This window comes from Pseudoalteromonas sp. MMG012, assembly GCF_018100875.1.
GTDB lineage: Bacteria > Pseudomonadota > Gammaproteobacteria > Enterobacterales > Alteromonadaceae > Pseudoalteromonas > Pseudoalteromonas aurantia.
This window is the reverse complement of sequence record NZ_JAGJEF010000015.1, coordinates 21184-46909: the sequence shown is the minus strand read 5'-3', so window position 1 is coordinate 46909 and position 25726 is coordinate 21184. Positions and strand designations below refer to the sequence as shown.

Annotated in this window: 26 protein-coding genes; 12 read left to right on the top strand and 14 right to left on the bottom strand. The window is 41.4% G+C overall.

Features of this window, described 5'->3' with window-relative positions:
- Positions 1 to 45 precede the first annotated feature (45 nt).
- The 10 genes from J8L97_RS07610 to J8L97_RS07565 form a co-directional block, all read right to left on the bottom strand.
- On the bottom strand, positions 46 to 837 hold the full coding sequence (locus tag J8L97_RS07610; protein ID WP_211048522.1) for a class II aldolase/adducin family protein: 792 nt from the start codon (positions 835 to 837) through the stop codon (positions 46 to 48).
- Positions 838 to 866: 29 nt separating this feature from the next.
- Positions 867 to 1028, bottom strand: a complete 162-nt coding sequence (locus J8L97_RS07605; RefSeq protein WP_211048521.1) for a hypothetical protein — start codon at positions 1026 to 1028, stop codon at positions 867 to 869.
- Positions 1029 to 1056: 28 nt separating this feature from the next.
- Entirely contained in the window at positions 1057 to 1812 is a 756-nt protein-coding gene (locus tag J8L97_RS07600; RefSeq protein ID WP_211048518.1) for a 4'-phosphopantetheinyl transferase superfamily protein, read from the bottom strand.
- An 11-nt stretch (positions 1813 to 1823) separates the two neighbouring features.
- A complete protein-coding gene (locus J8L97_RS07595) occupies positions 1824 to 2579 on the bottom strand; it encodes an outer membrane lipoprotein-sorting protein (protein ID WP_211048516.1) in 756 nt (251 codons plus the stop codon).
- Positions 2572 to 3786 carry an FtsX-like permease family protein gene (locus J8L97_RS07590; protein ID WP_211048514.1) on the bottom strand — a complete coding sequence of 405 codons (1215 nt, stop codon included), beginning with the start codon at positions 3784 to 3786 and terminating at the stop codon, positions 2572 to 2574. The genes J8L97_RS07595 and J8L97_RS07590 overlap by 8 nt, the downstream gene beginning before the upstream one ends.
- Positions 3786 to 4481, bottom strand: a complete 696-nt coding sequence (locus J8L97_RS07585; RefSeq protein ID WP_211048512.1) for an ABC transporter ATP-binding protein — start codon at positions 4479 to 4481, stop codon at positions 3786 to 3788. The genes J8L97_RS07590 and J8L97_RS07585 overlap by 1 nt, the downstream gene beginning before the upstream one ends.
- 1 nt (position 4482) lies before the next feature.
- Positions 4483 to 5079, bottom strand: a complete 597-nt coding sequence (locus tag J8L97_RS07580; RefSeq protein ID WP_210997375.1) for a hypothetical protein — start codon at positions 5077 to 5079, stop codon at positions 4483 to 4485.
- Between the two features lie 735 nt (positions 5080 to 5814).
- Complete coding sequence (locus tag J8L97_RS07575; protein ID WP_211048510.1) at positions 5815 to 6603, bottom strand: LytTR family DNA-binding domain-containing protein; 789 nt, start codon at positions 6601 to 6603, stop codon at positions 5815 to 5817.
- Positions 6587 to 7639, bottom strand: a complete 1053-nt coding sequence (locus J8L97_RS07570) for a sensor histidine kinase (protein WP_211048508.1) — start codon at positions 7637 to 7639, stop codon at positions 6587 to 6589. Before J8L97_RS07570 ends, J8L97_RS07575 begins: the two co-directional genes overlap by 17 nt.
- Before the next feature lies 1 nt (position 7640).
- Entirely contained in the window at positions 7641 to 8828 is a 1188-nt protein-coding gene (locus tag J8L97_RS07565) for a hypothetical protein (RefSeq protein ID WP_211048506.1), read from the bottom strand.
- A 283-nt stretch (positions 8829 to 9111) separates the two neighbouring features.
- Here J8L97_RS07565 and J8L97_RS07560 point away from each other — a divergent pair, with 283 nt between their 5' ends.
- The 3 genes from J8L97_RS07560 to J8L97_RS07550 all read left to right on the top strand — a co-directional run bounded on the left by J8L97_RS07560 (position 9112) and on the right by J8L97_RS07550 (position 11465).
- Positions 9112 to 9810: a pseudouridine synthase gene (locus tag J8L97_RS07560; RefSeq protein WP_211048505.1), complete on the top strand. Its 699-nt coding sequence runs from the start codon at positions 9112 to 9114 to the stop codon at positions 9808 to 9810.
- Between the two features lie 61 nt (positions 9811 to 9871).
- The gene (locus J8L97_RS07555; protein ID WP_211048503.1) at positions 9872 to 10255 is read left to right on the top strand and encodes a BlaI/MecI/CopY family transcriptional regulator; all 384 of its coding nucleotides are present in this window, start codon (positions 9872 to 9874) and stop codon (positions 10253 to 10255) included.
- 1 nt (position 10256) lies between these two features.
- Entirely contained in the window at positions 10257 to 11465 is a 1209-nt protein-coding gene (locus J8L97_RS07550) for a TonB family protein (RefSeq protein ID WP_211048501.1), read from the top strand.
- A 36-nt stretch (positions 11466 to 11501) separates the two neighbouring features.
- On the opposite strand, the gene J8L97_RS07545 is transcribed toward J8L97_RS07550, so the two are convergent.
- Entirely contained in the window at positions 11502 to 11885 is a 384-nt protein-coding gene (locus tag J8L97_RS07545) for an MAPEG family protein (RefSeq protein ID WP_192506183.1), read from the bottom strand.
- A 254-nt stretch (positions 11886 to 12139) separates the two neighbouring features.
- Between J8L97_RS07545 and J8L97_RS07540 the strand changes: the two genes are divergently transcribed.
- Positions 12140 to 13012, top strand: a complete 873-nt coding sequence (locus J8L97_RS07540) for a DMT family transporter (RefSeq protein ID WP_211048499.1) — start codon at positions 12140 to 12142, stop codon at positions 13010 to 13012.
- 9 nt (positions 13013 to 13021) lie between these two features.
- Here the strand turns inward: J8L97_RS07540 and J8L97_RS07535 are convergent, their stop codons facing one another.
- Positions 13022 to 13837 (bottom strand): MBL fold metallo-hydrolase, encoded by an 816-nt coding sequence (locus tag J8L97_RS07535; RefSeq protein WP_247688578.1) that lies wholly within the window; start codon positions 13835 to 13837, stop codon positions 13022 to 13024.
- A gap of 160 nt (positions 13838 to 13997) precedes the next feature.
- Between J8L97_RS07535 and J8L97_RS07530 the strand changes: the two genes are divergently transcribed.
- Positions 13998 to 15062 carry a diguanylate cyclase gene (locus tag J8L97_RS07530; RefSeq protein ID WP_211048495.1) on the top strand — a complete coding sequence of 355 codons (1065 nt, stop codon included), beginning with the start codon at positions 13998 to 14000 and terminating at the stop codon, positions 15060 to 15062.
- Here the strand turns inward: J8L97_RS07530 and J8L97_RS07525 are convergent.
- The gene (locus J8L97_RS07525) at positions 15059 to 17353 is read right to left on the bottom strand and encodes a penicillin acylase family protein (protein WP_211048494.1); all 2295 of its coding nucleotides are present in this window, start codon (positions 17351 to 17353) and stop codon (positions 15059 to 15061) included. The genes J8L97_RS07530 and J8L97_RS07525 overlap by 4 nt on opposite strands.
- 234 nt (positions 17354 to 17587) lie before the next feature.
- Here J8L97_RS07525 and J8L97_RS07520 point away from each other — a divergent pair, with 234 nt between their 5' ends.
- The 6 genes from J8L97_RS07520 to folX all read left to right on the top strand — a co-directional run bounded on the left by J8L97_RS07520 (position 17588) and on the right by folX (position 24607).
- Complete coding sequence (locus J8L97_RS07520) at positions 17588 to 20920, top strand: ATP-binding protein (RefSeq protein ID WP_211048492.1); 3333 nt, start codon at positions 17588 to 17590, stop codon at positions 20918 to 20920.
- Positions 20921 to 20946: 26 nt separating this feature from the next.
- Positions 20947 to 21567: a YceH family protein gene (locus tag J8L97_RS07515; protein ID WP_211048491.1), complete on the top strand. Its 621-nt coding sequence runs from the start codon at positions 20947 to 20949 to the stop codon at positions 21565 to 21567.
- A 60-nt stretch (positions 21568 to 21627) separates the two neighbouring features.
- The gene (nadE, locus tag J8L97_RS07510) at positions 21628 to 22458 is read left to right on the top strand and encodes an ammonia-dependent NAD(+) synthetase (RefSeq protein ID WP_211048490.1); all 831 of its coding nucleotides are present in this window, start codon (positions 21628 to 21630) and stop codon (positions 22456 to 22458) included.
- Between the two features lie 503 nt (positions 22459 to 22961).
- Positions 22962 to 23669 carry a dihydromonapterin reductase gene (gene folM, locus J8L97_RS07505; RefSeq protein ID WP_210997390.1) on the top strand — a complete coding sequence of 236 codons (708 nt, stop codon included), beginning with the start codon at positions 22962 to 22964 and terminating at the stop codon, positions 23667 to 23669.
- 14 nt (positions 23670 to 23683) lie between these two features.
- Positions 23684 to 24238 carry a GTP cyclohydrolase I FolE gene (gene folE, locus J8L97_RS07500; protein WP_192506193.1) on the top strand — a complete coding sequence of 185 codons (555 nt, stop codon included), beginning with the start codon at positions 23684 to 23686 and terminating at the stop codon, positions 24236 to 24238.
- 9 nt (positions 24239 to 24247) lie between these two features.
- The gene (gene folX / locus J8L97_RS07495) at positions 24248 to 24607 is read left to right on the top strand and encodes a dihydroneopterin triphosphate 2'-epimerase (protein ID WP_211048489.1); all 360 of its coding nucleotides are present in this window, start codon (positions 24248 to 24250) and stop codon (positions 24605 to 24607) included.
- Between the two features lie 13 nt (positions 24608 to 24620).
- On the opposite strand, the gene J8L97_RS07490 is transcribed toward folX, so the two are convergent.
- Entirely contained in the window at positions 24621 to 25055 is a 435-nt protein-coding gene (locus J8L97_RS07490) for a YqaA family protein (protein ID WP_211048488.1), read from the bottom strand.
- A gap of 146 nt (positions 25056 to 25201) precedes the next feature.
- Between J8L97_RS07490 and J8L97_RS07485 the strand changes: the two genes are divergently transcribed.
- A complete protein-coding gene (locus tag J8L97_RS07485) occupies positions 25202 to 25708 on the top strand; it encodes a TlpA disulfide reductase family protein (RefSeq protein ID WP_211048487.1) in 507 nt (168 codons plus the stop codon).
- The last annotated feature ends 18 nt before the right edge of the window (positions 25709 to 25726 follow it).

The following is a 25726-nucleotide window of genomic DNA, read 5'->3' as shown; positions in this document are numbered from 1 at the left end:
AGCCATGCTCTGAAATTTTTAATTGTTTAGAAAAATAAATTCAAGTTAGTTTGTGAGGTCAGGGTGTTGCTTTTTGATGCTTTCATATAATGACAAAAAATTATACCAACCGGTCCGCTCTCTCCCAATATGCTTATACGTTTGCTTAGCGATACTCTCCTCTATCAGCCTTGGAGAGCCAGCCGCTTCCGCCATAAGCTGAACCTGACAAGCTCGCTCCATTGCGATGTACCACCAACTAGCAGATTCAACACTTCTCCCTACAGTAAGTAATCCATGATTTTGTAAAATCATTCCTTTATTGCGAGCCAAAGCTTCTACTATCAGCTCACCCTCTGACTTATCAAGCACCACGCCACCAAACTGTTCTAGTACGACATGATCATTAAAGAAAGCACACGCGTCTTGGGTAATGGGTAACAACTGCTTCCCCAAAGTCGAAAAAGTTTTACCGTAAGTCGAATGTGCGTGGGCTGCTGCCACAACATCTTTCCTAGCAGCGTGAATATGGGCATGGATTGTAAAAGCAGCCCCATTGAGCAAGCCATCACCCTCAACAACTTGCCCATCGTGATTGACCAGCAATAAATCAGATACCGTAATTTGATCAAAACTCTTACCCAATGGGTTAACCCAAAAATGATCAAGGTATTTTGGATCTCTTACCGTAATATGCCCCGCAACCCCTTCATCAAATCCATACTTTGCAAATAATCTAAACGCAGCCGCTAACTTAACTTTTCTATCCGCTCTGATCCCTTCAACCGATGTGTCATACTTTATGAAAGGTTTATCTTTCGAATTTAAAACCAGCGCATTGTTATCTATTAATGTCATATTAAATTCCTGCTGAATGACTGCTACCCTTAATTCACTTCTTGGCACATAACAAAACTTGTACAGCCAGTGTCCGAAGGCAATGATAGTTTAGCTGAGCCTCCTACGACAGCTGCGGTTGGGTACTGCTGTTGTTGTGACCTTTTAGTACTTAATTTTTTTAATATGCGTTTCTTTTTTTTAATAATCACTTTTATTCCTTGATTTTTATAATTTTATTTATGCTGCAATTTCATTTATGGTACGACCAGGCAAAAAGTTAAAGCTTCTAATTGTAATTTGATTATGATTACTCTCACTCGTACACAGTGTCACAGCCAAACGGTGCTGCGGTGAAATAGGCCAAAGCCAACTCGCATATTCACTCTCAACCACCTTAGATTGAACACCTGCGACGCTAAAACTTGCACTGGCATCACTTTGGCCAAATGAGACGTTATTTAACTTAGTAGTAAGCCCTTGGCCCGTTGCTTTGATCAGCGACTCTTTCAAAGTCCAACGGTCAAAGAAATAGGCTTCTTTAGCCGCGTCAGACAAGCCTTCAAATTCTCTCTTTTCATCCTCTGAAAAGACAGTGTGACCAAGGCGTATTAAATTTCGCTTAAACCTAATTCGCTCAACATCGACCCCAATTGGGTTCTTTTTACTTAACGCGCACGCTAACACGTTATCGCTATGAGAAAGATTAAACTCCAGTGATAAACCTTCATTGACCAACTGCGGCTTCCCATGCAAACCCCGCTCAAATTGAATCGCCTGTGGCGCTAACCCTGTGTACTTCGCAAGTACTGACCTTAAGAATGCGCGAGATACAATTTTGACTAACTTCTCTGACGGCCTTCTTATTAATGCAATTGCTTCTAAATCTGACTCAGTTAACATAGCCTCTAACTCGCCGATGGCGTGATTTTCCTGAAATAAGCTCACTGAGGTTTGCCAAATATCTATTTGATTTTCATCTAGGCTTAATAGCATTTACTACCTCCTTACTCAGTTAGTAAGCGATCCAAGTCACTTCGTATCAAGATTTGAGGGTTAAACAACCTATCTGGTACAGAAATCGGTTCGATTAAATCATATTCAATCACTGTTTTATGCCCTTTGCGCATTTCATCGTGCAACGCCATTGCCGTCACCTTTTGTTTGCCATTACGTTCACCTTGCTCAAATTGAGCTGTCTTGGCATGCATGCCTGAACGCAAATACAATTCAGCCTCTTCAGGAAAGTAATTATCTTTGCGTATATTAAGTATAATTTTTTGATAGCTGAGCTTAGGTGATATGGCATGAAGCTCAAACTGCCACAATGAGTCCATATCCGTTGTTTGCTTGACGGTATAATCTTCACTCCAGCTGAGCGTAGCAATGTCACCAAGGGATGCTTCCCCCAACAACTTTTGCATTGGCGTGATCCGGATCGGTCGACGGCTTTTAGGCATGAACATCCAATAATCACTGCCTTTCATCAGTACTTTTTGACCTTTTTCAGAATCAGACTTAAACACAACCAGTGAGCGCTTTGCTGACGTTGAATAAACGTCATATTGCTTTGAATTTCGCAACTCATCTTGCTTATATGCACGGACCGTCGCTGAAACTTTGACAGTATTAGATTCGCTCCTATAGGCATCGACCGCTTTAAGTACCTGTAAAGGGTTTACATCAGCCTGAGCTATCGCACCCCATGAGCAGCTGCTCACCAAACATATCGATAGCATATTATTAATTATCTTTTTATACATGGCTAAGCGCCTCCGTAATTGATTTTGAACTTCCCTTATATGCAGCCCTGAATGCCGCTAGTACGCATACAACCACCATCACGCTCATCACCGAAAGTGCTATTTCCCAAGAAAAAGTTATCGTTAGTGGATAGCCTTGATTACTACCTGGCGGTGGTGGCATTTCTAGACCTAGATATACCAAGCCCCATGACACAATAATTGAAATGACGATACCTATGACCGCGCCTAAAAAGCCTATAATGCTTGATTCCAGAATAAAATTACGAATGATCTCCCATTGATAAGACCCCATTGCTGCAACAGTCCCTATTTCTCGTGTTCTTTCTGTAACGGTCATTGCCATAGTATTCGATATTGAAAAGAAAACTAATAACACCATAATACCGCCTAACAATCCGAATATACGGTTATATAAAGCCTTAACTGACTGATAATAAAACGCCTTTTCCCACCAAGGTACAAATAGTAGTGACTGGTCACGAGATTGATACTGTGCCACTTTTCGTTGTGTTGCGTTGAGGTCAAAAAGATACACCGAAAGCGAACTCACTTTATCGGTATATAGTAGTGATTGCGCATCAGATAACTTGACGTATAACTGTCGCTTATCCAAGTCAGGTACGCCTGTGGTATAAATACCACGAACCACAAAATCAAGTGCGTTAAGCGCCCCATCGGTGGTGGTTGACATAAGTGTCACATAGTCCCCAACCTTTACTTTTAAGCTTCGAGCTAAATCCTTCCCTAACACAATTTGCGCTTGATTCTCATCTCCAAAATCAGATAATGCTTGCCCAGAGAGCATACTCAAGAATGGGCCTTTTACCATGAACTCTTCAGGTTCTACACCTAAACCAATGAATATTGAGCTCTTTTCACCATTAGAAATAAGTCCATTAAAGTTTATTCTTGGTAAAATGCTTTTAATTTCTTCATCTTCAGCCAACTGACTGCGCAGCACTTGCGTATCAGACAACCCATACTCTAGTGGCGTATCTTCCTCTTCTTCCAAAAATTTGGCATGTGTAATAATGAAATTACCTTCATCCCTAGCTGCTTTCTCTGCGAGAGACTCATACGTGAACAATGCAAATCCGCTGGTCGTTAATATTGCTGCAACCGCAACCGCTGAAACAAGTATGGTAAAAAGAGAGCGTCGCCCATTTCTAAGTACATTTAAAAATGCAAAAATAATCCAACGCATTAGCTTGCCCTCCTTGTATCTAACTGAGATTGCACTTCTTGTAGCATGCCATCGGCAAGATCCAAGACTCGATGACAACGATCTGTCATACGATGATCATGGGTGGCAACAATAAATGTACTCCCCATGTCGTTACCTAAATCTCTCATAAGATCAATCACCATATTTGCTGTCGACGTATCTAAGTTTGCTGTTGGTTCATCCGCAATAACGATTTCAGGTCGTTTGACCAAAGCCCTCGCAATGGCAACCCGTTGTTGCTGGCCCCCAGATAGTTGATCTGGCCGTTTCGAAATATGATCTTTTAAGCCAACCTTATGTGCAATTTCAATTACCTGATCCATACGTTGACGCTTATTCATATCTAGCATGAGTAATGGATATTCAATATTTTCAAGCACCGACATCACTGGGATTAAGTTATATCTTTGAAAGATAAAGCCTAATTTTTCACGACGAATTTGGGTTAAATCATTTTTATTCTTTGGAATGGGAGTGTTGTTTAACCAGATGTCACCTTCATACCGATCATCGAGTAGACCACAAATATTCAACAACGTTGACTTTCCGCTGCCCGAAGGCCCACACAGTGCCACAGTTTCACCCTTGCGAATATTTGCCGACACACCTTTTAAAGCTGCAACGGTCACATCCCCCGTTGTATATGATTTTTTTATATTGTTGAAACTAAGCATGTTATTCCTTTAAACCTGCTGGTGATTGACCTGCGACACTTTGAGCCAATGCCATAAATTGTTCAGCCCCTTTTTCATCGTCCAACTTTTTAGCGGCAATCGAAGCACAGCGGTAAGCTGATGCTTGTAAAGTGGGCTCTAAACTGCCGAACTGCGATTTTTGCTCCATAACTTGGTTGAGCAGGTAACGTCCATGTTCAGCCCGATTCATCATTTTTGGTAACTGAGAAAAAGTACAACCAGCCGTTACATTCACTCTTGCTTGCTGAAGGTACGGTAAATCTTTTGCTTGCTTAATCGCTTTACTCAACTTAGCAATGCCTTTTTCTGCAAATTTCATTTTCTGCCAAGGCTTATTGGTATATCTTGCTTGTGTTGTTTCGGAACTGCCTAATAAGGCCAATACCACAGGGTTAGGTGACGCCTCATTAATCTTTGACAAAGCATTGAATGCTGCCTGGTTCTTCTCTTGATCTCCTGACAGCCCTTGCTGATATGCGCTCAATACCTCCGCAGGTATTGATGACGCAAAAGTAGACACTGAGCCTATTAGTGAAAGTCCCGAAAAAAGTAATGTTATTATTGAGTGCTTAGTCATGTGATTCATCCGTTGTTATAATACTGATGTGTACATATTAAGGCGTGAAACAACACTGTGGGTAAGGAGGTGACAATCGGTAGTTTATGAGTGATAAATGGTAAATATCGAGGATAAAGTGTAAGCCCAATAACACAAAAGGTATGACAAGATAGATATTAGAAGAAGAAACTAAGCTGAGATACTAGGTTGATAACGCACTCAATGTTCCACGCCTCTTTTTTCCATACATGATTTATTTGCGATTATCCGACATACAATGCAAACCTGAAGGCAGTCAAAAAACACCGGCTGGCATATCATCGGTCATCACATTATCTGGCTTTAAGCTATTGATATTGGGAAGGCTGGGAGATCACCTAAATACGTACAACACAATCTCATATAATTCGAGAATATATCTGGTATTTAGACTACGCTGACTGACTGCCTGTTGTGTTTAGGTAGCCAAAGGAAAAACCCATTTTCAATTAGGGGCTGTTGATCTTTGCTGTTCTATTTTTGTTCTCTTTGAGCATGCTTTTATCGCGGCGCTTAATATGTGGCCTAGTAATCTAAGCGAATATTAAGCAACAAAGAGAAAGGGGTGCTCAAAAGAACCGATAGGCAGCGCTTGATTGGCATTTCTACTATGTTATCGGCTGACTCACATGGAAGAACCATGCTACGCAGCCTCTGCCTTGTATAAAAGCCAATCAAACTGCTGCAAAAATGAACCTGAAAGATCAACAGCCCCTACATTTGCTTGAATAAACTTTGATATTTTCTACTTACTAACAGCTGCTCAGCATTATTTTTAAGGTCGATATAAACATGACCTAACTCATCCTTAACAACGCGTTGAATTCTATCTACTTTAACAATACAGTTGCGATGGATTCGCCAAAAAACATCAGGGTTAAGCTCATTCTCTAATGCTAAAATAGAGGTTTTTATCAAAAACTTTTCCTCCTCTACACTGACTTCCGTGTATTTATTATCCGCGATAAAATAATCAACATCGCCTACGTCAATAAGATGTAATTCATTGTTTTTACTTGTTTTAATCCATTTTAAATATTCATTCTTTGGCGCTGGCTTAGTCGCTTCTACCAATTCTTCGAATAGTTCACTCAATTGCAGTTTTTGACTCGGAGACGAAGATTGACTGCTAAGCATCTTCTGCACTCTGGCAACCGTTTTTTCTAACCGTTCTTCTTCTATCGGTTTGAGTAAATAATCTATTGCCTGGTTCTCAAAAGCATCTACGGCATATTCATCATACGCGGTCACGAATACCACATAGGGCGGATCATCATAATCACACAATGCCCTAGAAACCTCCAGCCCATTGATAGTTGGCATATTAATATCTAAAAACACCACATCAGGTGAAAACTCATCGATAAAAGCGAGCGCTTCTTCCCCATCCGAAGCTTGCCCGACAACATCAATATCTGGCCACACAGTTTCCAGCATCAACTTTAAATGTGCTTTTAGTAAAGGTTCATCATCTGCGATAACAACTTTAGTGTGTTGAGACATCAATCGGGACCTCTAAAGTGACTGTTACAAAGCCAGCTTGACTCGCATCATAGTTAAGCTGAGCTTTATCTCCATATAATTGCTCAAGTCGGTCTCGTACATTTGTCAATCCAACTTGAGTGCCTGTGCGCTTGCTGCCAACCTCATTACAATGGTTACTCAAAGTAACAATCATCATATGTTGATCTCGCGTCACCGAGAGCTTTAGCGTGCCCCCCGTTTTTATTTGCTCAATTCCATGTATTACCGCATTTTCGATAAGTGGTTGCAGTAACATAGGTGGAAAAAGAATATTGTCGGTAATTTTATCGGTGACATCATATTCAACGTTGAGGCGGTCGCCGAGTCTTATTTTTTGTATTGCTAAATAAGCTTTGTTAAATCGAAGTTCGTGACCGATCGTTAACCACTCTGTTCTTGTTCTATCTAAACTTTGTCTTAACAATGCAGTTAAAGCCAGCAACATTTTGCTTGCTTGCTTAGCATCAACTGCAATTAATGCCTGAATATTCGCCAATGTATTAAATAAAAAGTGCGGCTCAATCTGGGACTGTAAAAGCCGTAATTGAGTTTCTAATAGCAGCTTATCTTTTTGGGCTTGCTCTAATTCAATTCGATATAAAGAACGTTTTAGCAGTAAGGTTTGTTCGCTGCGGTAGTAAATAAAACTTACCACCACCATGATAAATCCACCAACTAAAAAAATACCTAAATACTGTTGTAAGTCATCAACATAGCCTCCTGAGCTTTTTACAACTTTAAGAAGTAACGGTGTCAGACCCCACACCAGAAATGACAATATCACAGCAAAGAAATACTGTAAGGCTAACCCCATCTTTGGATAATGCGTACCGAGCCAATAGCGCGAAAAGCGAATAGTAAATCCGACTCCTAGTGATATTAAAACAGATATAATTGCATACTTAGCCCAGCCAATTGCATAAATTGACAGTCCAAGTACCACACAAATTATGGCTAACTTTAGATTCTTGAATCCATTTTTTTCAAAATCAGTTTGCGGTGTTGTTGATTGCATTTTATAAGTTGATTTCCATCGTAAAATACCACGTTCGTTCATAGCTCAATTGTTCATAAATTGTTTCGGCACCGCCCGTATACTGCCTTATTCCCATACACAATTGGCTAGCAGTCACACCACCATAACACAACTCACCATCAATTAACACACTGTTATCATTAGGGTTTGTGAGCAATGTAAGTGAGGGTGACCACTGAGTACTGGAGGTCCGTATATGCACCATTGCATTATCTTGAAATAAACTCTGAGTCGCAAAATGAGAGCGCAACATCTGCAACTGATGTTGATCTGATGTTGACTGTGATAGGTTTATTACATCACGCCACTGCCTATCACTGGGTGCTCGTCCATCATGCCAGTATTCCGCAATCACGGTAATACCCGATTGAAAACTATAATTCACGCCAAGCAATGCTTGAATACTATTATTTTTCCATTGAGTATTAACGCCTGAAATCCGATCATTTTGACCAATATGGATATTGTACAAAGCGGGCGTTCTATAATTTTCTTGCCACAACAATGAACCATGCAACTCAAGGTTTTCTCCAATGACCGTAAGTGCACTGCCTCCAACCCGCATACCTAAGTCTTCATCATAGTGTCCTAAAACTTGTGCTTCGAAACCCTCAAAATAGCCATAATATCGGCCCCCACACCCGGTACTTTTATTCACTTTTACGCCGCGTTCTAGATAATCAGGACTACTCTCATTACAGATAAGTGTGACATTTCCAGACTCTAAAAAGTAATCTCCCGTGACCATAATCGCACCTGGTGGTATTGCCGTATAAATGGCCAAGGAATCAGTCGGTGAAAACATATCTAGCGGTCGAAATCCGTATCCAACATCCCAATCTACTTTTTTCTTACCCGCAGACATGAACCAATTCTCAATAGTAAAGTCGTAAAAAGCTTCTGATACTTGCACATCGGTGTCGCGTTGCCCCCCAACTTTAAGCCAACTTGCCGTTGCTGCGACACGTAGCCCTTCATATTCGGTGCTTATATCAAGCGCTGAGAATAATGACGTTGTATTACTTGCCACAAAAATATCCTGACCCGTTGCAGTCAGGTCCTGAATGTTCATTCGATATTTTATATCGGTTGTTAAAGCGGCATTTGCTTGTAAACAAAGACAACATAACAAGCACACCACCACTTTAGTATTAAATAATTTTTGCATTACAATCCTCCATCTCATTTCAGTCTATCGAACTCATCTTGGTTAATGTTAAGAAGGTGATAAACGGAGAATGGAGCAGATAAGAGGTACTTGAGGCTGATGAAATGCTGAGTTAATAGCAATACGATTGATGACAATGACAGAGTCGACAAACCTGTAAGTTATCGCAATACCCATCATGCCAACTAACCTGATACAATACCTAGCGTCGCCAATGGTCGTAATAGTTTCATAGCGATATATCACTCACCACCATGAAAACACCATAGTACAAAGGGAACACATGAATCAGCCTATACGCCTTGCTAAATTTTTAGGCCATGCAGGTGTTTGCTCTCGCCGACAAGCCTCTCGTTTAATTGATGCAGGAGAGGTTCGTGTCAATGGAAGGTGTGCCAATCACATTGATCATGTCACGGAAAAAGATATTGTTACTGTGCACGGCAAGCAAATCACGACCCTACCTGATAAAGTACTTTACGCTTACCATAAACCTGTCGGTATCGATTGCAAGCTCAACGAAAATGACCCAGCAAGCCTTATTCACTACTTACCAAAATCTCAACGGGTCTACCCAATAGGCCGTTTAGATAAAGACTCTAGAGGTTTGCTATTACTCACCAATAATGGCGAATTGTGTAATCAGATGCTCCACCCTGAACACCACGAAAAAAAAGTTTACTTAGTCAAAGTCGACCGTCCTCTCGACCCGTTATTTTGTGAAAGAATGGCCAATGGTATCCCAATTGATAACAAAGTCACGCTGCCATGTGACGTAAAATCAATCAGCACTGACCGCTTTATGATCACTTTGCAGCAAGGCCTCAACCGTCAAATACGTAAAATGAGTCAACATTGTGGTTATCAGGTGATTGATTTATTTAGAGTTAAAATCGCAAACTATACATTAGATCCTGACACCCTCGCTGAAGGAACACACCAGCTCATTTCTATCAATGACTTAAAAATCGAACAAAAATAAACTTGCCTTTTATGATTACAGGTGTAATCTGATCTTAAGGATTACACTTGTAAGCTATCATATGATTAAATTATCAAAAGCAGAATTTGCGGTCATGGAAGCGCTTTGGGCAGGTTACCCTGCCAAAGCCAGTGACATTATTAAACGTTTGAGTGACGACACTCAGTGGCATGAAAAAACCATCAAAACACTCCTTGGCCGGCTGGTTAAAAAAAATGCCATAACATTTGAAAAACAAGGTCGGGAATATATTTACACCCCGACTATCGAACGAGATGAATACACCCACAAGGAAAGTAGCAGCTTTATTCAACGGTTATTTCAAGGTCGTATTGCACCCTTAGTAAGTGGCTTTGCTAAAACACAACAATTGTCACAGCGTGACATTGATGAACTAAAGCAAGTAATTGACAAGTGGGAACAAGAACAAGGAAAAGGAAAGTAACATGTTCGCCATACTGATAAATTGGGTATTCGAAGTTCAATTATTGCTGAGCCTTATCGTGTTAGGGCTTATCTTTTGCGAACGCATAACATTACATAAGCTGGGAGCGCGGTTTATTTACCAGCAGTGGTGGATTTTACCCTGTGCATTGATATTGATCAGTATACCCAATGAGCTTAAACCCCTGACATACGGCCCAATGCAATATATCAGCGTGTCAAACCCGCTACCACACGTTGAAACATGGGTGTTTAATTGGTCGCTCATCTATTTGCTCGGTTTTACCTTATTCATTTTCACTATGCTGTGGCAACATTTACGCTTTCATCAACAATTAGCTTTACAGCCATGTAATTTAAATCATCGTGATAGCATCACCTATACCAGCGCTCAAATAGCCAGTCCTATGGTCATTGGATTAATACACCCCAAAATCGTATTTCCTCACGGCTATGAACAACAATTCGATGAAACGGCTTTATCATTAATGCTTGAACATGAGCATACGCACATCACGCGCTATGACAACATATGGAATCTCTGCTTTTATTCGTTCTGCTCATTAAACTGGTTCAACCCGCTCATTTGGTGTGGTTATCACAGCTTCCGTCGTATTCAAGAACTCGCCTGCGACGAAACAGTCCTAAAAAACAAGTCCCATCATCAACAAGTACACTATGCCAAAGCGCTGATAAGTTGTATTGAAAGTGATAAAAAACAACATTTTGCTTATACCCATTACGGAGATAAAAACACCATGTTACAAAGACTCAACTACCTTAAAAATACCTCAGGCTCATCACGCACCGCCAAATTACTACTGCTGACCTGTGCTTTTACATCAATCGGTGCCGTCGCACTTAACAGCACCACGAAGACGGAAAAAGCAACATCAAAACTCATAGTCAAACCCATTATGCGTGTTGAACCTAAATATCCGGTCGAAGCGGCTAATGATGGTATTTCAGGGTATGTGCAATTGGCCTATACCGTTGACGAACGTGGCCATACAAATAATATAAAAGTCATTGCTGCACAGCCGGAGAATACATTTGAAAATAATGCTATTTTGGCCTTGCGCCAATGGCAATATACGCCGTCAAACACCCCTTCTCAGGTTTATCGAGTGCAGCTCGATTTTAAACTCGATAACCTCGCGGTTAATGCTCCAAAACAAACCCAATTTGAACGCATTGATGTGACGAATTAGCCAAAGAAAAGAGCAACAACGTTGCTCTTTGTACAACTACATGCTGACACCTATCATTGCAACAGCAGAACCTAACCCAACCAACCATACCAACGAACGTAACTTATCTACGTTGGTATAATAAAAAGCACAATATAAAACTCTCGCGACAACATGGGTGATAGCCAAAGACTCAGTCACTGCATTAACACTATTGGTGCCAAGCACAACAGCCAAAGCAACCGAAAACACAATGAGTGACTCAAAGCTATTTTGATGTGCAGCCAAAGCTCTCGCACCGAACCCGTCTAATTTTGATTGTTGAGCTCGAGGGTGCCGATTGTCATACCCCCCTAGTTTATTCATTTCAATTGCGACCGGTAGTTTTGCAATATAGGGCAACAAAACAGCTATCAACGCACACGTTAATAGGGTTGTCATAGTAACTCCTTTAATTATTCATAAACTGATAAACAAATAAGTTAACATAACGGTATGGTAATAAAAAAGTCGCCCTGTGGATTCTGTTGGAAAAATAATAAGTCGCATCGCTGCACAGTATAATTAAATAACGCTAAAAAGGCTCTGCAAGAGTGTCCTCACATCTATTCATAGAAAAAGGTGTGATTAACCAGTAGCCAATTAATCTCAATATTGTTAGGTTAACTTCCCCCTCTCATAATTAGAATAAAAATATGGAATGGATCGCTTTTTCTGTTTTAGCAGCCTTCTCACAAGCTTGGCGTAATGCATTACAAAGTAAACTAAGCCAACATGCATCTGTTGCCGCAGTTACCCTCTCTCGCTTTCTCTTAGCCAGCCCAATTGCTGGTATCTATCTACTAGGTTTATATTACTGGCAACCGGCTCCTAGCTTATCCCTAAGTGCACCTTTTTTAAGCTATATTGTGGCTGCAAGTGTAATACAGATTATCGCTACTGGCTTGATGGTCTTGCTATTTAAACAAAGTAACTATGCCATCGGCGCGGGCCTTGCTAAAATTGAAGCGCTGGTAGCAGCTATTTTAGGCATGTTGTTTTTCGGCTCTGCACTGTCCTATTTGGGTTGGTTTGGGGTTGCATTAGGCAGTATTGCAGTGCTGCTCCTGAGCGGTTTTAGCCTTAAAAACTTTAACCCTACAACCGCTCTTTTAGGATTATGTTGCGGAACGGCCTTCGCCCTAACCTCTTTATGGGTTCGTGAAGCAAGTTTAATCACCGGATTACCCTTTCCACACAGTGCAGGGTGGGTGCTTTTGTTAGTGATCAGTATACAAACCCTGATATTAGGGGCTTATTTACGCTGCAAAGAGCCACACAGCATAACAACTCTATGGCAACACCGCACCCAAGTGAGTTGGATCAGCTTAACTAGCTGTATTGGTTCCATCGGCTGGTTTAGCGCTATGAGTTTACAACATGTGGCCTATGTAAAAACCCTAGGTCAAATTGAAGTTTTTTTTACGATGGCCATTTCAGTATGGTGGCTAAAACAGCCACTTAAAACGCGCGATAGTCTAGGCCTTATTCTCATTGCGCTTGCAGCCTGCTTAGTCATGCTCACCTAGAAAAGGCCTTCACTGCGCTAAAGAGCGATAAAACAACCGTGTTACTCGCTCTTTAGGTAACCAGTTAGCATACGTTATCGCTAACGTTGAGAGGGGATCCAATTGTACCATTTGCTCTTCAGTTTTAGCGCTCTTCATTGCCTGTAATATTAAAAAACGGGCTTTTTCTATTAATGCAATATACTGTAGCAGCTGGTTTTTGTTGGAAATTTGACCATGCCCTGGTATCACAACCGTTTCATCATCAATGCTCAAACATATTGCCCGCAATGCTTTGAGTAGTCCATTCACCGAACCGCCATGATCAACATCTATAAATGGCAATCCCCCTAAATTAAAATATAAATCCCCCATATGCACCACGTTAGCCCGTGTAAAAGTGACGACGGCATCTCCATCGGTATGCGCATGTGAAAAGTGCTTAACTTGCGCCTGCTCATTATTAAAATGTAAAGCCAAGTCGTGGCTAAAGCTTATTTTTGGTAAATAGTGTGACTCACTGCCATGTTTTGCCAATAACCTTTTATGCACATTGTCATGTGCAATAACATGACTACCTGAACGCGCAAATGCTTCATTACCGCCGGTATGGTCACCATGAAAATGCGTATTTATTACAAATTCAGGAAAGCCCGGTTTTAACGCACTGATCTGCTTTTTTATTTGTTTTGAGAGCTTTGCAAATTGGTCATCAACAATGTAAATACCATCTTCACCGAGATGGATTGCAATATTGCCACCTTGCCCAAATAGGACATAGATATTTTCGGTAACTTTGTGCGTTTTAAAATTCACTGCCATTGCATTTGTACAAAGACACGCCATAAGCAATGTCACTATTTTTATTCTGATATGGAACGTCATAGCACCCTCTATTATGTCGATTTCATCAAGTAAGATAAAGTCAGCCCTTATTAAAATAGAATAAAAAGCAAACAATATCATCTATACTTTTATCGGTTACCTTGATAAGGGCTCACTCGCTTTGCAACATCCACACAGCCAACCAGATCAGGTCGAACAAGTTAAGCTCACATTACTTAAGCGTGTTGCTTGGTATTGCTTAGGTTTGCATGCCCTTTTAGTTATACTGTTTTTTGCACTGAGTATCCCAATATTAGGACTATTAAATATCTTGAGTGTATTAACATGGGCTCTGGGAATTTACTTGCTCAATATCCAGCACCGCTCATTAGCATTGCGTTTATTTAGCGCTGAAGTGGCCATTCACGCTATCGTCGTATGCGCAATGCTGGGTATGCAGCTCGGTTTCCAATATTATTTATGGACTGTATCTTGCCTACTGTTACTCGACAATAATTTGAAGCTAAAACCTGCGGTTGGGCTGTCGGTTATCATGATCACACTCTTTGCAGCTATGCATATATGGTTTGCTGATGTCACTTATAAATATGCGTACCGCGATTGGCTGCAATACGTTCACTTTGCCAATGTCTTAATATGCGGTATCCCAATGATTTTCACCATTGCATTAATTCGTGATGTCACCATGGCGCAACGGCAAACATTAACTAAACTCGCCGCTCGTGACCCACTCACACAAATGTACAATCGACGATATGCGCAAGAACTTATCACACATGCAAAGTATCACTGCGACGAAAACCATGAAGAATTATGTATTATCATGGCTGATATTGACCATTTTAAACAAATAAATGATGATTACGGTCATGCTCAAGGGGATGAAATATTAAAGAGAGTGGCTTTGGTTATTGCCAGTCATACTCGGCCGGTCGATATCTGTGCTCGCTGGGGCGGCGAAGAATTCCTGATTGTCATGCCCAACACAGTGCAAGTAGACGCCCTCGCCCGAGTTGACAAGTTACGCTATGCCATTACACACGAGATCTTTGAACATTTTGATAGTACCGTCACAATGAGTTTTGGTTTAACCATGTGGCCCACGAAAGTCGACTTTTACAAAGCGCTTCAACAAGCTGACAATGCGCTTTATACCAGTAAAGAGAACGGTCGAAATCAAGTCACGACCGCTTCTACTTTGTATGCAGTACCAAATATACGTTAATTCATAGGCTTTATTGTCAATGAGTGTGTCAACATACCTGGTAATAATGCCGTTGCTTTGCCTTGCGCATAATCATCAAAACCCGCTCGATAAAAAGGTGATAATGGGTGTCCACTTTGCCCACCAGCCATGGTCATAATTGCATTACCAAGCATGCCCGGTTGTGCGATAAACCGCTGTGACGCGCCAAAGCTTGGGCCTTGAACTGCAGGCATAAATGTGTCTCCAAATGCTGGCTGTATTGGCATATCTAAAAAGCGACTTAAAATAGGTAATTGCTTACTAAACGGGTGCTTAATCTGTAATGCATTAACAGTGCCCCACTGCCAATTTTCTAGGTCTGGACCGAATTCATCACTGAGTTTTTGTTTGGCGTTCTCGTAAGCTTGGCGCTGTAATACTGACCAGTTATCATGATGATTCAACCAGCTATCTGGTTTTTTTTCAATAAGTTGCCAAATCGCTGGCTCAAGATAACGTTTAATGTAACGTAAACTTCCTCCCGACATCTTCATTTTCGCTTCAACTGGCGCAAACGCACTATCTATAACACTTTCTCTAAAACGTTTTACCAAAGTATAGCCAACCGACGTTTCACATGCACAAGCTTGCCACTGAGCAAGGTGCTGCAAATCACGTGCATAACGCGTTTTCATTGTTTCATCTTCACTGAGTAAATCAACCAAGTGCTGATGCCAGCGCGTAAGAAATAATGCTTTGTTATCTTGCTGAAGCTGATTGAAATCGGTTTCATTAAACTGCGATTGCGCGAGTAGTCTATCCCTTATTTGCACGGCTCTTGCCCCTAATGCATACCCGCCGTCACCGTAACGTTTGTGCTGTTGTACTGACACCACCCGAGAATTCGCAGTCCATAACTTGCCATCTTCGGGATTGAAAAGTGCGGGACGAGTCTCCTCATTATATTGCCATTGCGACGAGTAATTTTGCGCTTCATCTGCTGTATCCACTGGATTCGTTCTTGCTGGGATGGCCCCTGCTGGACGCCACCCCGCATTGCCTAAACTATCAACCACCAGCATATTTTGTACAGGTATGCCAACTTCAGGCGCCAATGCCAAAGCTGCTTGTACTGTTTCTAGTGATTCCATTTCGAGCAATTTTAAGTTAACAGCATATGGCTGATGAGCGACCCAGCTTAACGCATACTTTTTACCATTAAACGTTTCTACTGGGCCATACTCACTCATTAATAGTGAATAACGATGGGACTGCTGATTGGGTAATTGAATATGTTCCTCTTCTTGCCACGTTTTATCCTGTTCCGACAGCGCAATCCAGTCTGCGGTATCTAAATACCCATTGGTAAACCCCCATGCAATGTTATCATTGGTGCCCACCACGATGGCCGGTGCACCCGGTAATGAGACCCCCGTTACTTGCACTGTTTTACCTTGCATCATGTAGTTTAATTGTGAGCGATACCAAATCGATGGAACGGCCAAACCTAAATGCATATCATCTGACAGCATGGCCTTTCCGGTGCCGGTCAATGTGCCTGTTACGGCCCAATTGTTACTGCCATACAAATCAGTAGTACCTATTTCACCAATCAAAGCCTGAATGCCTGTACGCTCTAAAGTGGGTATAGGCTTTTCTACTTTGGCTATCATTGAGCCATCTAACGCCGCTTGGTAATGACTAGGCTGTAGTATAAATGTTCGCATTTCTTCACCGAAAATATGGTCGACATAAAGCAATGCTTTGTCTCGCTCAAAGTTGGCTGATTGCAGATCCAAATACATACTAAATATAGCAAGTATACTGTCTTCACTTTTCCAAGGTCGTGCACTTGCTCCTGTTAGCAGATACTCAAAACTGTCAAAGCCAACTTGTGCCTTACCTTCATTCACCCCCTGGGCGTAAGCACGTAATATACTTCTTTGGCCTGGTGGTAACTGGGTCACAATTTTTTCACTGCGTTTTCGCAATTGATGAAAACGCATTTTTTCATCTAAATTGATTGCGGCTTTACCAAACAGCTCACTCAGCTCCCCAGCCGCATTTCTGCGCAGTAAGTCCATTTGAAAAAACCGGTCTTGACCATGTGCAAAGCCTAATCCATAGGCTGCGTCATCTCGTGAATTTGCGGTGATCACTGCTTGACCTAAACTATCCCGTTCAATTTGAACTGGCGCTATTACAGCGCTGCTCGTTCCTGTCCCATCGAGAGCCGGTAAACTCAAAGACAGTAGACCATATAAACTTGCTGTTGCGGCCAGTGCCAATAAAACCAAGCCAGCCGTTATTCGCTTCAACCAAGGTAGCATTGTTTAATCCTTCCCTATTAAAAATTATTTTTATCATAACCACATCTATATGAAAGTGATATGTCTACGCTATCGCAAATCATACTCGCTAGTGTGATTAACGACGTAAGAACTGTACAAAGTCCATTCTGTCATCGGTTTCAAGTACCATTATGACTTTTATGATAATACTCACTTTTGCTCACCGATTGGCTAGACTATAGTTAAAGGATGCTCAGCAGAATAAGTTAGGTAATGCTCAATACCCAATTACATGCACCAAGGAAAGCTCGCTCTTTAAAGCTAGGCTATTGGTTTATTTTATGTACTGTACTGTGCTTTGGTTGGTACGTAGACACAGTTAATTACAACCGATTGATTGAAGTTGAGCGCAGCCGTGCCTATGAAGAAGTGAATGTTTATCGCACCCAAATTGAAGGCGTACTAGCCGCCAATATACAACTGGTGCGGGGCTTAGCCATCGCCTTAACCAACGAAGTACAGTTAGATCAAAAACGGTTTGAATATATCGCACAACCTCTATTTCGCTCAAGTAATGTATTACGAAACCTCGGTGCGGCACCTGATATGATCCTCTCAATGACCTACCCACTAAAAGGAAACGAAAAGGCACTTGGGCTAAATTACTTAACACACCCTACTCAAAGTAAAGATGCCATCAGGGCCAGAGATAGCAAAAAAATCGTTCTTGCTGGCCCATTGACCCTTATTCAAGGGGGGGAAGCACTCATTGCTAGAGTACCCGTTTACAATCCTGATGGTTCTTTCTGGGGATTACTCTCAGTCGTCATTGATATGAAAAAATTATTTAAAACCGTTAATTTAGATATGCTGGATGCGAACTACCGCATTGCTATTCGTGGAAAAAATGGACTCGGTGAACAAGGCGCTTTTTTTCATGGCAATGAAGACATACTCCACTTACAGCCTTTGACATTTAACATCGCCATTGCTTCTGGAAAATGGCAACTATATGCGGTACCTCGATTTGGCTGGGAGCCTGAAGTTTCAGCCATTTGGCCTTTTCGTCTCGCATTGTTAACCATTATACTTTTGTTTATATCAGCCTTTATTTTCTTTAACAAACTCATCAAGCAGCTCCATGATAATGCCCAAACTTTAACGTCTATGGGCAACCTTGCCGAGGTCGGAGCTTGGTCCGTTGATTTAAAAACCCGCAATATTACTTGGTCTGAAGTAACGAAACGCATATTCGAAGTACCCGATCATTATCAAGCAACTTGGATGAGTTCTACTGAGTTTTTTAAAGAAGGACTACATCGACGCAACTTCCAGCGAGCCATTGAACAAACTATCAAACATGGGACCAGCTTCGAGGAAGAGTTAATTATTGTAACCGCACAAGGACATGAGCGCTGGATATTAATGAAAGGCAAAGCAAACCAAAATAATCGGTGGACGGTAGAGATATTCGGTTCAGTACAAAATATTCAAACCCGTAAAAATATGGAAATAGAACATGATAAAATTGCCCGTAATAACGAGTTACTCGCGCAACTAAGTAGTCACGATGCCGTACTCAATAACCTCGTCGACAATGCACAAAGTCTTGCTGTAGATGCCATTTGCCAAGGTTTGAATGCTTCCCGGGCAAGTATCTGGGTCTTTAATGAAGAAAAAACCTTACTCATACCAAGCTGCTTTAGCAATACTCGACAAGATAGCTTGCAACACTTCCCCCCTTGGCGTAAAAATCATTTACCTGAACTATTTTACAATGTACAGAAAAATCAACTTATTAGAGCTAACTTTGCCCATAGCCATGAGTGTACACTTGGGTTAAGTGAGCATTATTTAGGACCCTTTGAAGTCAATGCCTTATTTGGGTGCACCATCACATATAAAGATAACGTGATTGGTTTATTATGCGCCGAGTATACTTTGCCAAACCCCGACTGGGGACACAGTGATGAGCGTTTTATTCGGGCTATATCAGCAATGCTTGGCAGCTTATTTGCGAGTCAAGAGCAGCAAAAAGCCAAACAACAAGCACTCATGGCAAAGGAAATCGCCGAACAGTCTGCAAAAATAAAAGCCGATTTTTTGGCGAGCATGAGTCATGAAATTCGTACTCCCATGAATGGTATTTTAGGTATGCTCGACATTGTCCTTAATTCGAACATTGATCAATCTCAACGCCACCACCTAAATTTAGCCCAAAATTCAGCGGGGTCATTACTCACCATCATTAACGATATTCTTGATTTTTCAAAAATCGAAGCGGGCAAACTCGATATTGAAGTGATTGAATGTGATTTAATCCAAATCCTCAGTGATAGTATCAGCAACTTTGCCCCCAAAGCGATTGAGCAACATACAGAGCTATTTATCGATAGCCGTAATATGCAAGTTCAGCACGCCAAAACAGACCCTCATCGACTCAAACAGGTATTAAATAACCTACTGAGCAATGCGATTACGTTTACAGAACATGGTAAAGTCACCTTAACCTGCTACACCGAGCAACAACCCGCTTCAATGCGCTTATGGTGCAGCATTGAAGACTCTGGTGTGGGCATAAGTAAAACACAATTAGATAAAATCTTTGATTCGTTCACTCAAGCAGATCCTTCAACAACTCGCCGCTTTGGTGGTACTGGTCTAGGGCTAACAATTGCTAGGCAGCTGTGTCAATTATTGGGTGGCGCACTCAATGCCTATAGTAAATTAGGAGTCGGTAGCACGTTTGCCTTTTACATCGATTTGCATGAAGCGAAAGAAATAGCGCCGCTCAATACGCCATGTGATGGACTCTGTATTATCGACCCGCATCAACAACACGAATTGGCTGCTCATCATTTATTAGATGCATGGCGGATCCCCAGTGAGCATTTTGAAAGTTTGCCTGCGGCGATGGCTTTACTCCAAGAAAAACGCCTAACCTCGCCTGCAATCATTATTGCCGAGTCGATTGTTAATGACGCCTCTGATTATCAACTCTCCCTGTTAAAAAAAATCACACAACAGCCTGACTGTTGTTTTGCAGTGATCAGTAATAAGCTCAGTAGCAATGAGCGATTTAGTCATTTAGACCTTGACTTGGTCTTTCTACAACCGCTCACACCAGCCAATGCACTTAAATTATGTACACTAAGCACGACGAAAGAAGCGATACCTCCAGCTAAGTTAGGTGCTATCGATGCACGTATTCTGTTAGTAGAAGACAATAAAGTGAACCAAGTTGTCGCGCTCGCTTTACTAAAGCGACTCAATACCAAAATTACGTGTGTTGATAATGGTCGCTTGGCAATTGAACACCTAAAACATGCCAGTCGATATGATGCCATTCTCATGGATTGCCAAATGCCTGAATTGGATGGATACCAGACAACCGGTCAAATACGCCAAGCTGTCGCTGGTCAAAGTCATCAATCGACTCCTATCATCGCTTTAACCGCCAATGCGATGCAAGGCGATAAAGAGAAATGCCTCGCAGCTGGTATGGACGATTACCTAAGTAAACCTATTGAATTTACGGATTTAGAAAAAGCATTACGAAAATGGACGCAAGAGGTTAGTCAAACTACCGCTGATAGCGTAAAGTAAATAATAAACAATATAGGAACAGTGGTATGAAACTCACACCCAATGAGCAAAGGATCATCGGTTGCTTACTTGAAAAGCAAACGACAACGCCCGAACACTACCCACTATCATTAAATGCGCTAACCAATGCATGTAATCAAAAATCAAATAGAGAGCCAGTGTTATCTTTAACTGAATCGGAAGTACTTGATACCCTTACACAACTAGAAAACCAACGGGTGGTGCTTTTAGATGAAGGCCTCTCTGGTCGCGTAAATAAATACAGCCATCGTTTTTGCAATACAGAATTTAGTGATTTGCAACTCACTGAAAAGCAGCGCGCTATACTATGCATCATGCTCCTTAGAGGCCCGCAAACACCAGGAGAGTTACGGACTCGCTCGGCGCGTCTAGCTGAATTCAATAACGTAAGCGACGTTGAAAACACATTAGAGGAAATGCAAAGCCAAACGCTCATTTGTAAACTAGAGCGGGAACCAGGCAAACGTGAAAGTCGTTATCAACATTTACTCGGTGACCACAAACCAACGGTTCATGAACCTCTTGTGAGTAAACAGCTATCTCATTCTGAATTAGAGTCACTAGTTGACGAAATATCTCAGCTACGAACCGAGCTTGCTGCAATCAAACAACATTTAGGCCTTTAATTTTAGCTCAGATAAAAACATAATAGCAGTTTGCAATAATTGTTCATTGAGGAACCCCATATGCGCCAAGATATTTTGGCTGAAATGAAAGTTCAACCTACTATAGATGCTGCTTGTGAAGTATCCCGTCGAGTGAACTTTATTAAACAACGTTTAGTTGACGCGCATTGTGTCACATTAGTTTTAGGTATTAGTGGCGGAGTGGACTCATCAACATGTGGGCGTCTTTGCCAACTTGCTGTTGACGAGCTTAATCAACAACAAAGTGAAGTTTGTTATCAATTTATCGCTATGCGCTTGCCATATGGCGTGCAAGCCGATGAAGATGAAGCACAACTTGCACTCTCATTTATTCAACCGAGTAAACGTATCACAGTCAATATCAAACCCGCCGCTGATGCTATGCATGAGCAAGCATTATGCGCCATGAATGATGCCAATATTCCGTTACCTACCGAGTCATCAGTCGATTTTGTCAAAGGCAATGTAAAGGCACGCCAACGAATGGTCGCACAATATGAAATAGCAGGGTTAACCCAAGGGCTAGTCGTCGGGACTGATCACAGTGCCGAAAACCTCACTGGTTTTTATACTAAGTTTGGTGATGGTGCATGCGATTTGGCCCCTCTATTTGGTTTATCAAAACGCCAAGTAAGAGCACTGGCAGCACAGTTAAATGCACCAGAAATGTTAGTCAATAAAGCACCCACTGCAGATCTGGAATGTGATCGCCCAGGGTTAACAGATGAAGAAGCGTTAGGACTCAGTTATGATCAAATAGATGACTTCTTAGAAGGTAAAGATGTCTCAGATCACATCAGTAATAAACTCATCAGTATTTATGTTCGCACTCAGCACAAACGCCAGCCAATCCCCACAGTTTATGATTAATTTGCGCTCCGCCTTGTGATATCCCGATAAAGATAACAGCATCCCTCTTTTCATATTTTAAGCTAGCAAAAGAGGGAATTTTACGCTTCATCTCAATATTATTCGCACTGTTATTCACAAACCAAGCCTTATCTTCAGGAGAACGACCACCGCCTAGTACCGCATGTACGATAAATTACTCGACGAAAACAAAGCCGTCAATACATTGAACTTGAGCCCAGCCACCACGATCTCAGCTTTTAAGCACATCGCCATACCACCTTGAGCGCTTTTTTAGCGTTTTTCGATGCACACTTGAAAACCCAATAGTGTAAGGTGCAAAGCACTCTAAGTTGAGTGCTTTGCTTAAGTGACCACACAACTGCCCAACATAAAAAATTCATGTCGCTCTCTAAATATTTTAATATGATCTAACAAGCTACAGATCAACAAAGTAAAACAACACGCAAAAATTAAGTTATAGTTATATTATTCCTACTTTTATACGAAGGTTTTTAGCTTTAATGACTGCTCCAATATTAATTACAGGCGCGGCGCAACGCATTGGCTTAGCTCTGGTACAACATTTTATTACAACTAATCAACCTGTAATAATGACGTACCGTACACGACATAACGTCATACATGAGCTTGAGCAGCAAGGGGTTACATGTATTCAATGTGACTTTAGCGAAACAAATGCGATCGACCAGCTGGTTTCTGAAATTCGCATGCGGCACTCTAGCTTGAAAGCGGTGATACATAATGCATCTAGTTGGGATTGTGAAGAAAAGAATCACAATTTTAATGACTTATTTGATAGCATGATGCGAATTCATACCAAAGTCCCTTATTTGCTCAACCTTGCATTGAGTGACTTACTACTTGCCCATAGTAGCGTCAGTGACATTATTCATTTAACCGATTACGTTGCAGAAACCGGTAGCGCCAAACATATCGCATACGCGGCCAGTAAAGCAGCATTAGATAATTTGAGCAAATCATTCGCAGCGAAGTTTGCTCCAAATATCAAAGTAAACTCGATAGCACCCAGTCTTATTATTTTCAATGAACATGATTCGTCTGAATACCGAGAAAAAACCCTTAAAAAGTCACTAATGGCTATTGAGCCTGGTTGTCGAGAAATCGTCAATAGCGTCGAGCTACTGCTCAATAGTAACTACATTACAGGACGTACCCTGCCAGTTGACGGCGGACGCCACCTAAAATAGATAGAGAACTTGTTATGCACGAAGAATTAAAAAACAGCTATCACCAAATCATTGAAGCCGTTGGCGAAGATAGCAATAGAGAAGGCCTATTGGACACGCCAAAACGGGCTGCCAAAGCCATGGAATATCTAACAAAAGGCTACCGAGAGACGCTCGATGACATCACAAATAACGCCGTATTCACCTCTGATGCGGATGATATGGTATTGATTCAAGATATTGAGCTTTATTCTATGTGCGAACATCACCTATTACCTTTTGTGGGCCGTTGCCATATCGCATATATCCCCAATGGGAAAGTGTTGGGTTTATCTAAATTTGCCCGTATTGTTGACATGTATGCGCGGCGCTTTCAAATTCAGGAACAACTCACCCACCAAATAGCAAAAGCTGTTGAAGAAGTGACGGGTGCAAAAGGAGTTGGCGTGATTGTAGAAGCAAAGCACATGTGTATGATGATGCGAGGTGTCGAAAAACAAAACTCTAAAATGCGGACTTCCGTTATGCTAGGTAACTTTCGTGAAGATCCAAAAACACGTAATGAGTTTTTACAGTTAGTCAAAAACTAAGGATTGTTTATGCAAAATGCGATCATCAATATCACCAACTTAAGATTGCGTACTTTTATTGGATTCAATCCTGAAGAACGAGAAAAAAAGCAGGATGTCGTACTCAATTTAGAGATCCACTACCCTGCGGATATCGCCTGTGTTAGTGGTGATGAAGTCGAACATGCCCTCAATTATAAAACCGTCACGAAAGCGGTCATTAATCTTGTCGAAAGTGGGCACTTTCTGCTTTTAGAAAAATTAGTGGCTGATATTCTAAGTGAATGCCATCGCCACCCAAGTGTCACTTATACAAAAGTTCGAGTCGACAAGCCACATGCTCTGCGCTTTGCAGATTCAGTTTCTCTGACGCTAGCTTGGTCTCAATAATGCTTTTGAGCGGCTAAATCAGTCGCTCAATATTTACCACCCCCAGTAACACAAAGCCGTATCGGGCACCTTTACTTAACCCAACAATAATAACAAATACCCAGAACCGTAATTTACATAACCCGGCAATTAAAGTGAGAGGATCTCCTATAATAGGCACCCATGCCAAACATAAGCTCCACACTCCATAGCGGTTGAATAGCTGTTCAGCACGCTTTGTTTGTTCTTCAGACACCGGGAACCACGCTTTGTCTCGATAGTACGTGATATTTTTCCCTAACCAGTAATTAATACAACTGCCAAGCACGTTACCAAATGTTGCAACGCACCAAAGTAACCAGATGGTACTGCTACCAATCGCCATTGAAGACAACACCACTTCTGATGTTCCCGGCAATAAAGTAGCTGAGCTCAATGCCGAGAAGAACAATCCAAAAAACTCTAGCACACGCACTCCTAATGTATTGTTTACGCTGCACCTATATCGAGAAAATAATACTTATAACTCAATGAAATGTAAGGTAGGGTGAGTAACGTGCGGCTGAAAAATATATCAAATACCGTACTCTTAATAAGTCACAATGGAGAATAATAATGATAAACAAGCTAAGTGCAACACTCATTAGCACTCTTTTATGCGCCAATTTATCCGGATGTAATACCGTTACGGAGCCGGTCAATGTTGATAGTAGATATGAGACATACATTCAAGTAGGGCAAGCATTTAAACATACACACTTCAATAATATTCAAGGGACGCCCATAACACTCAATCCAAACAAAAATAAGTTGGTTATTCTCTTTGCTACCTGGTGCTCTGACTCTCAAAGAACGTTAAAGGAACTTCAAGCATCTTCTTTACTTCATGACTCATCAGTACAAATTATCGCCATTGGCCGTGAAGAAAATAGCACAACGCTGAGTAAATTTAATATCGACTATCAATTGCCTTTTGACTTAGTTGCAGATCCAGATAGAGCTATTTATAAGCAATATGCCAACAAAGGAGTCCCACGCCTAATTCTACTAGATAAACACAATAACGTCGTAAAAACCCTCATTGGTGAGCAAGCTAACATACTAGATCAAGTCATTTGGTAGTTGGCGATAATAACAGAG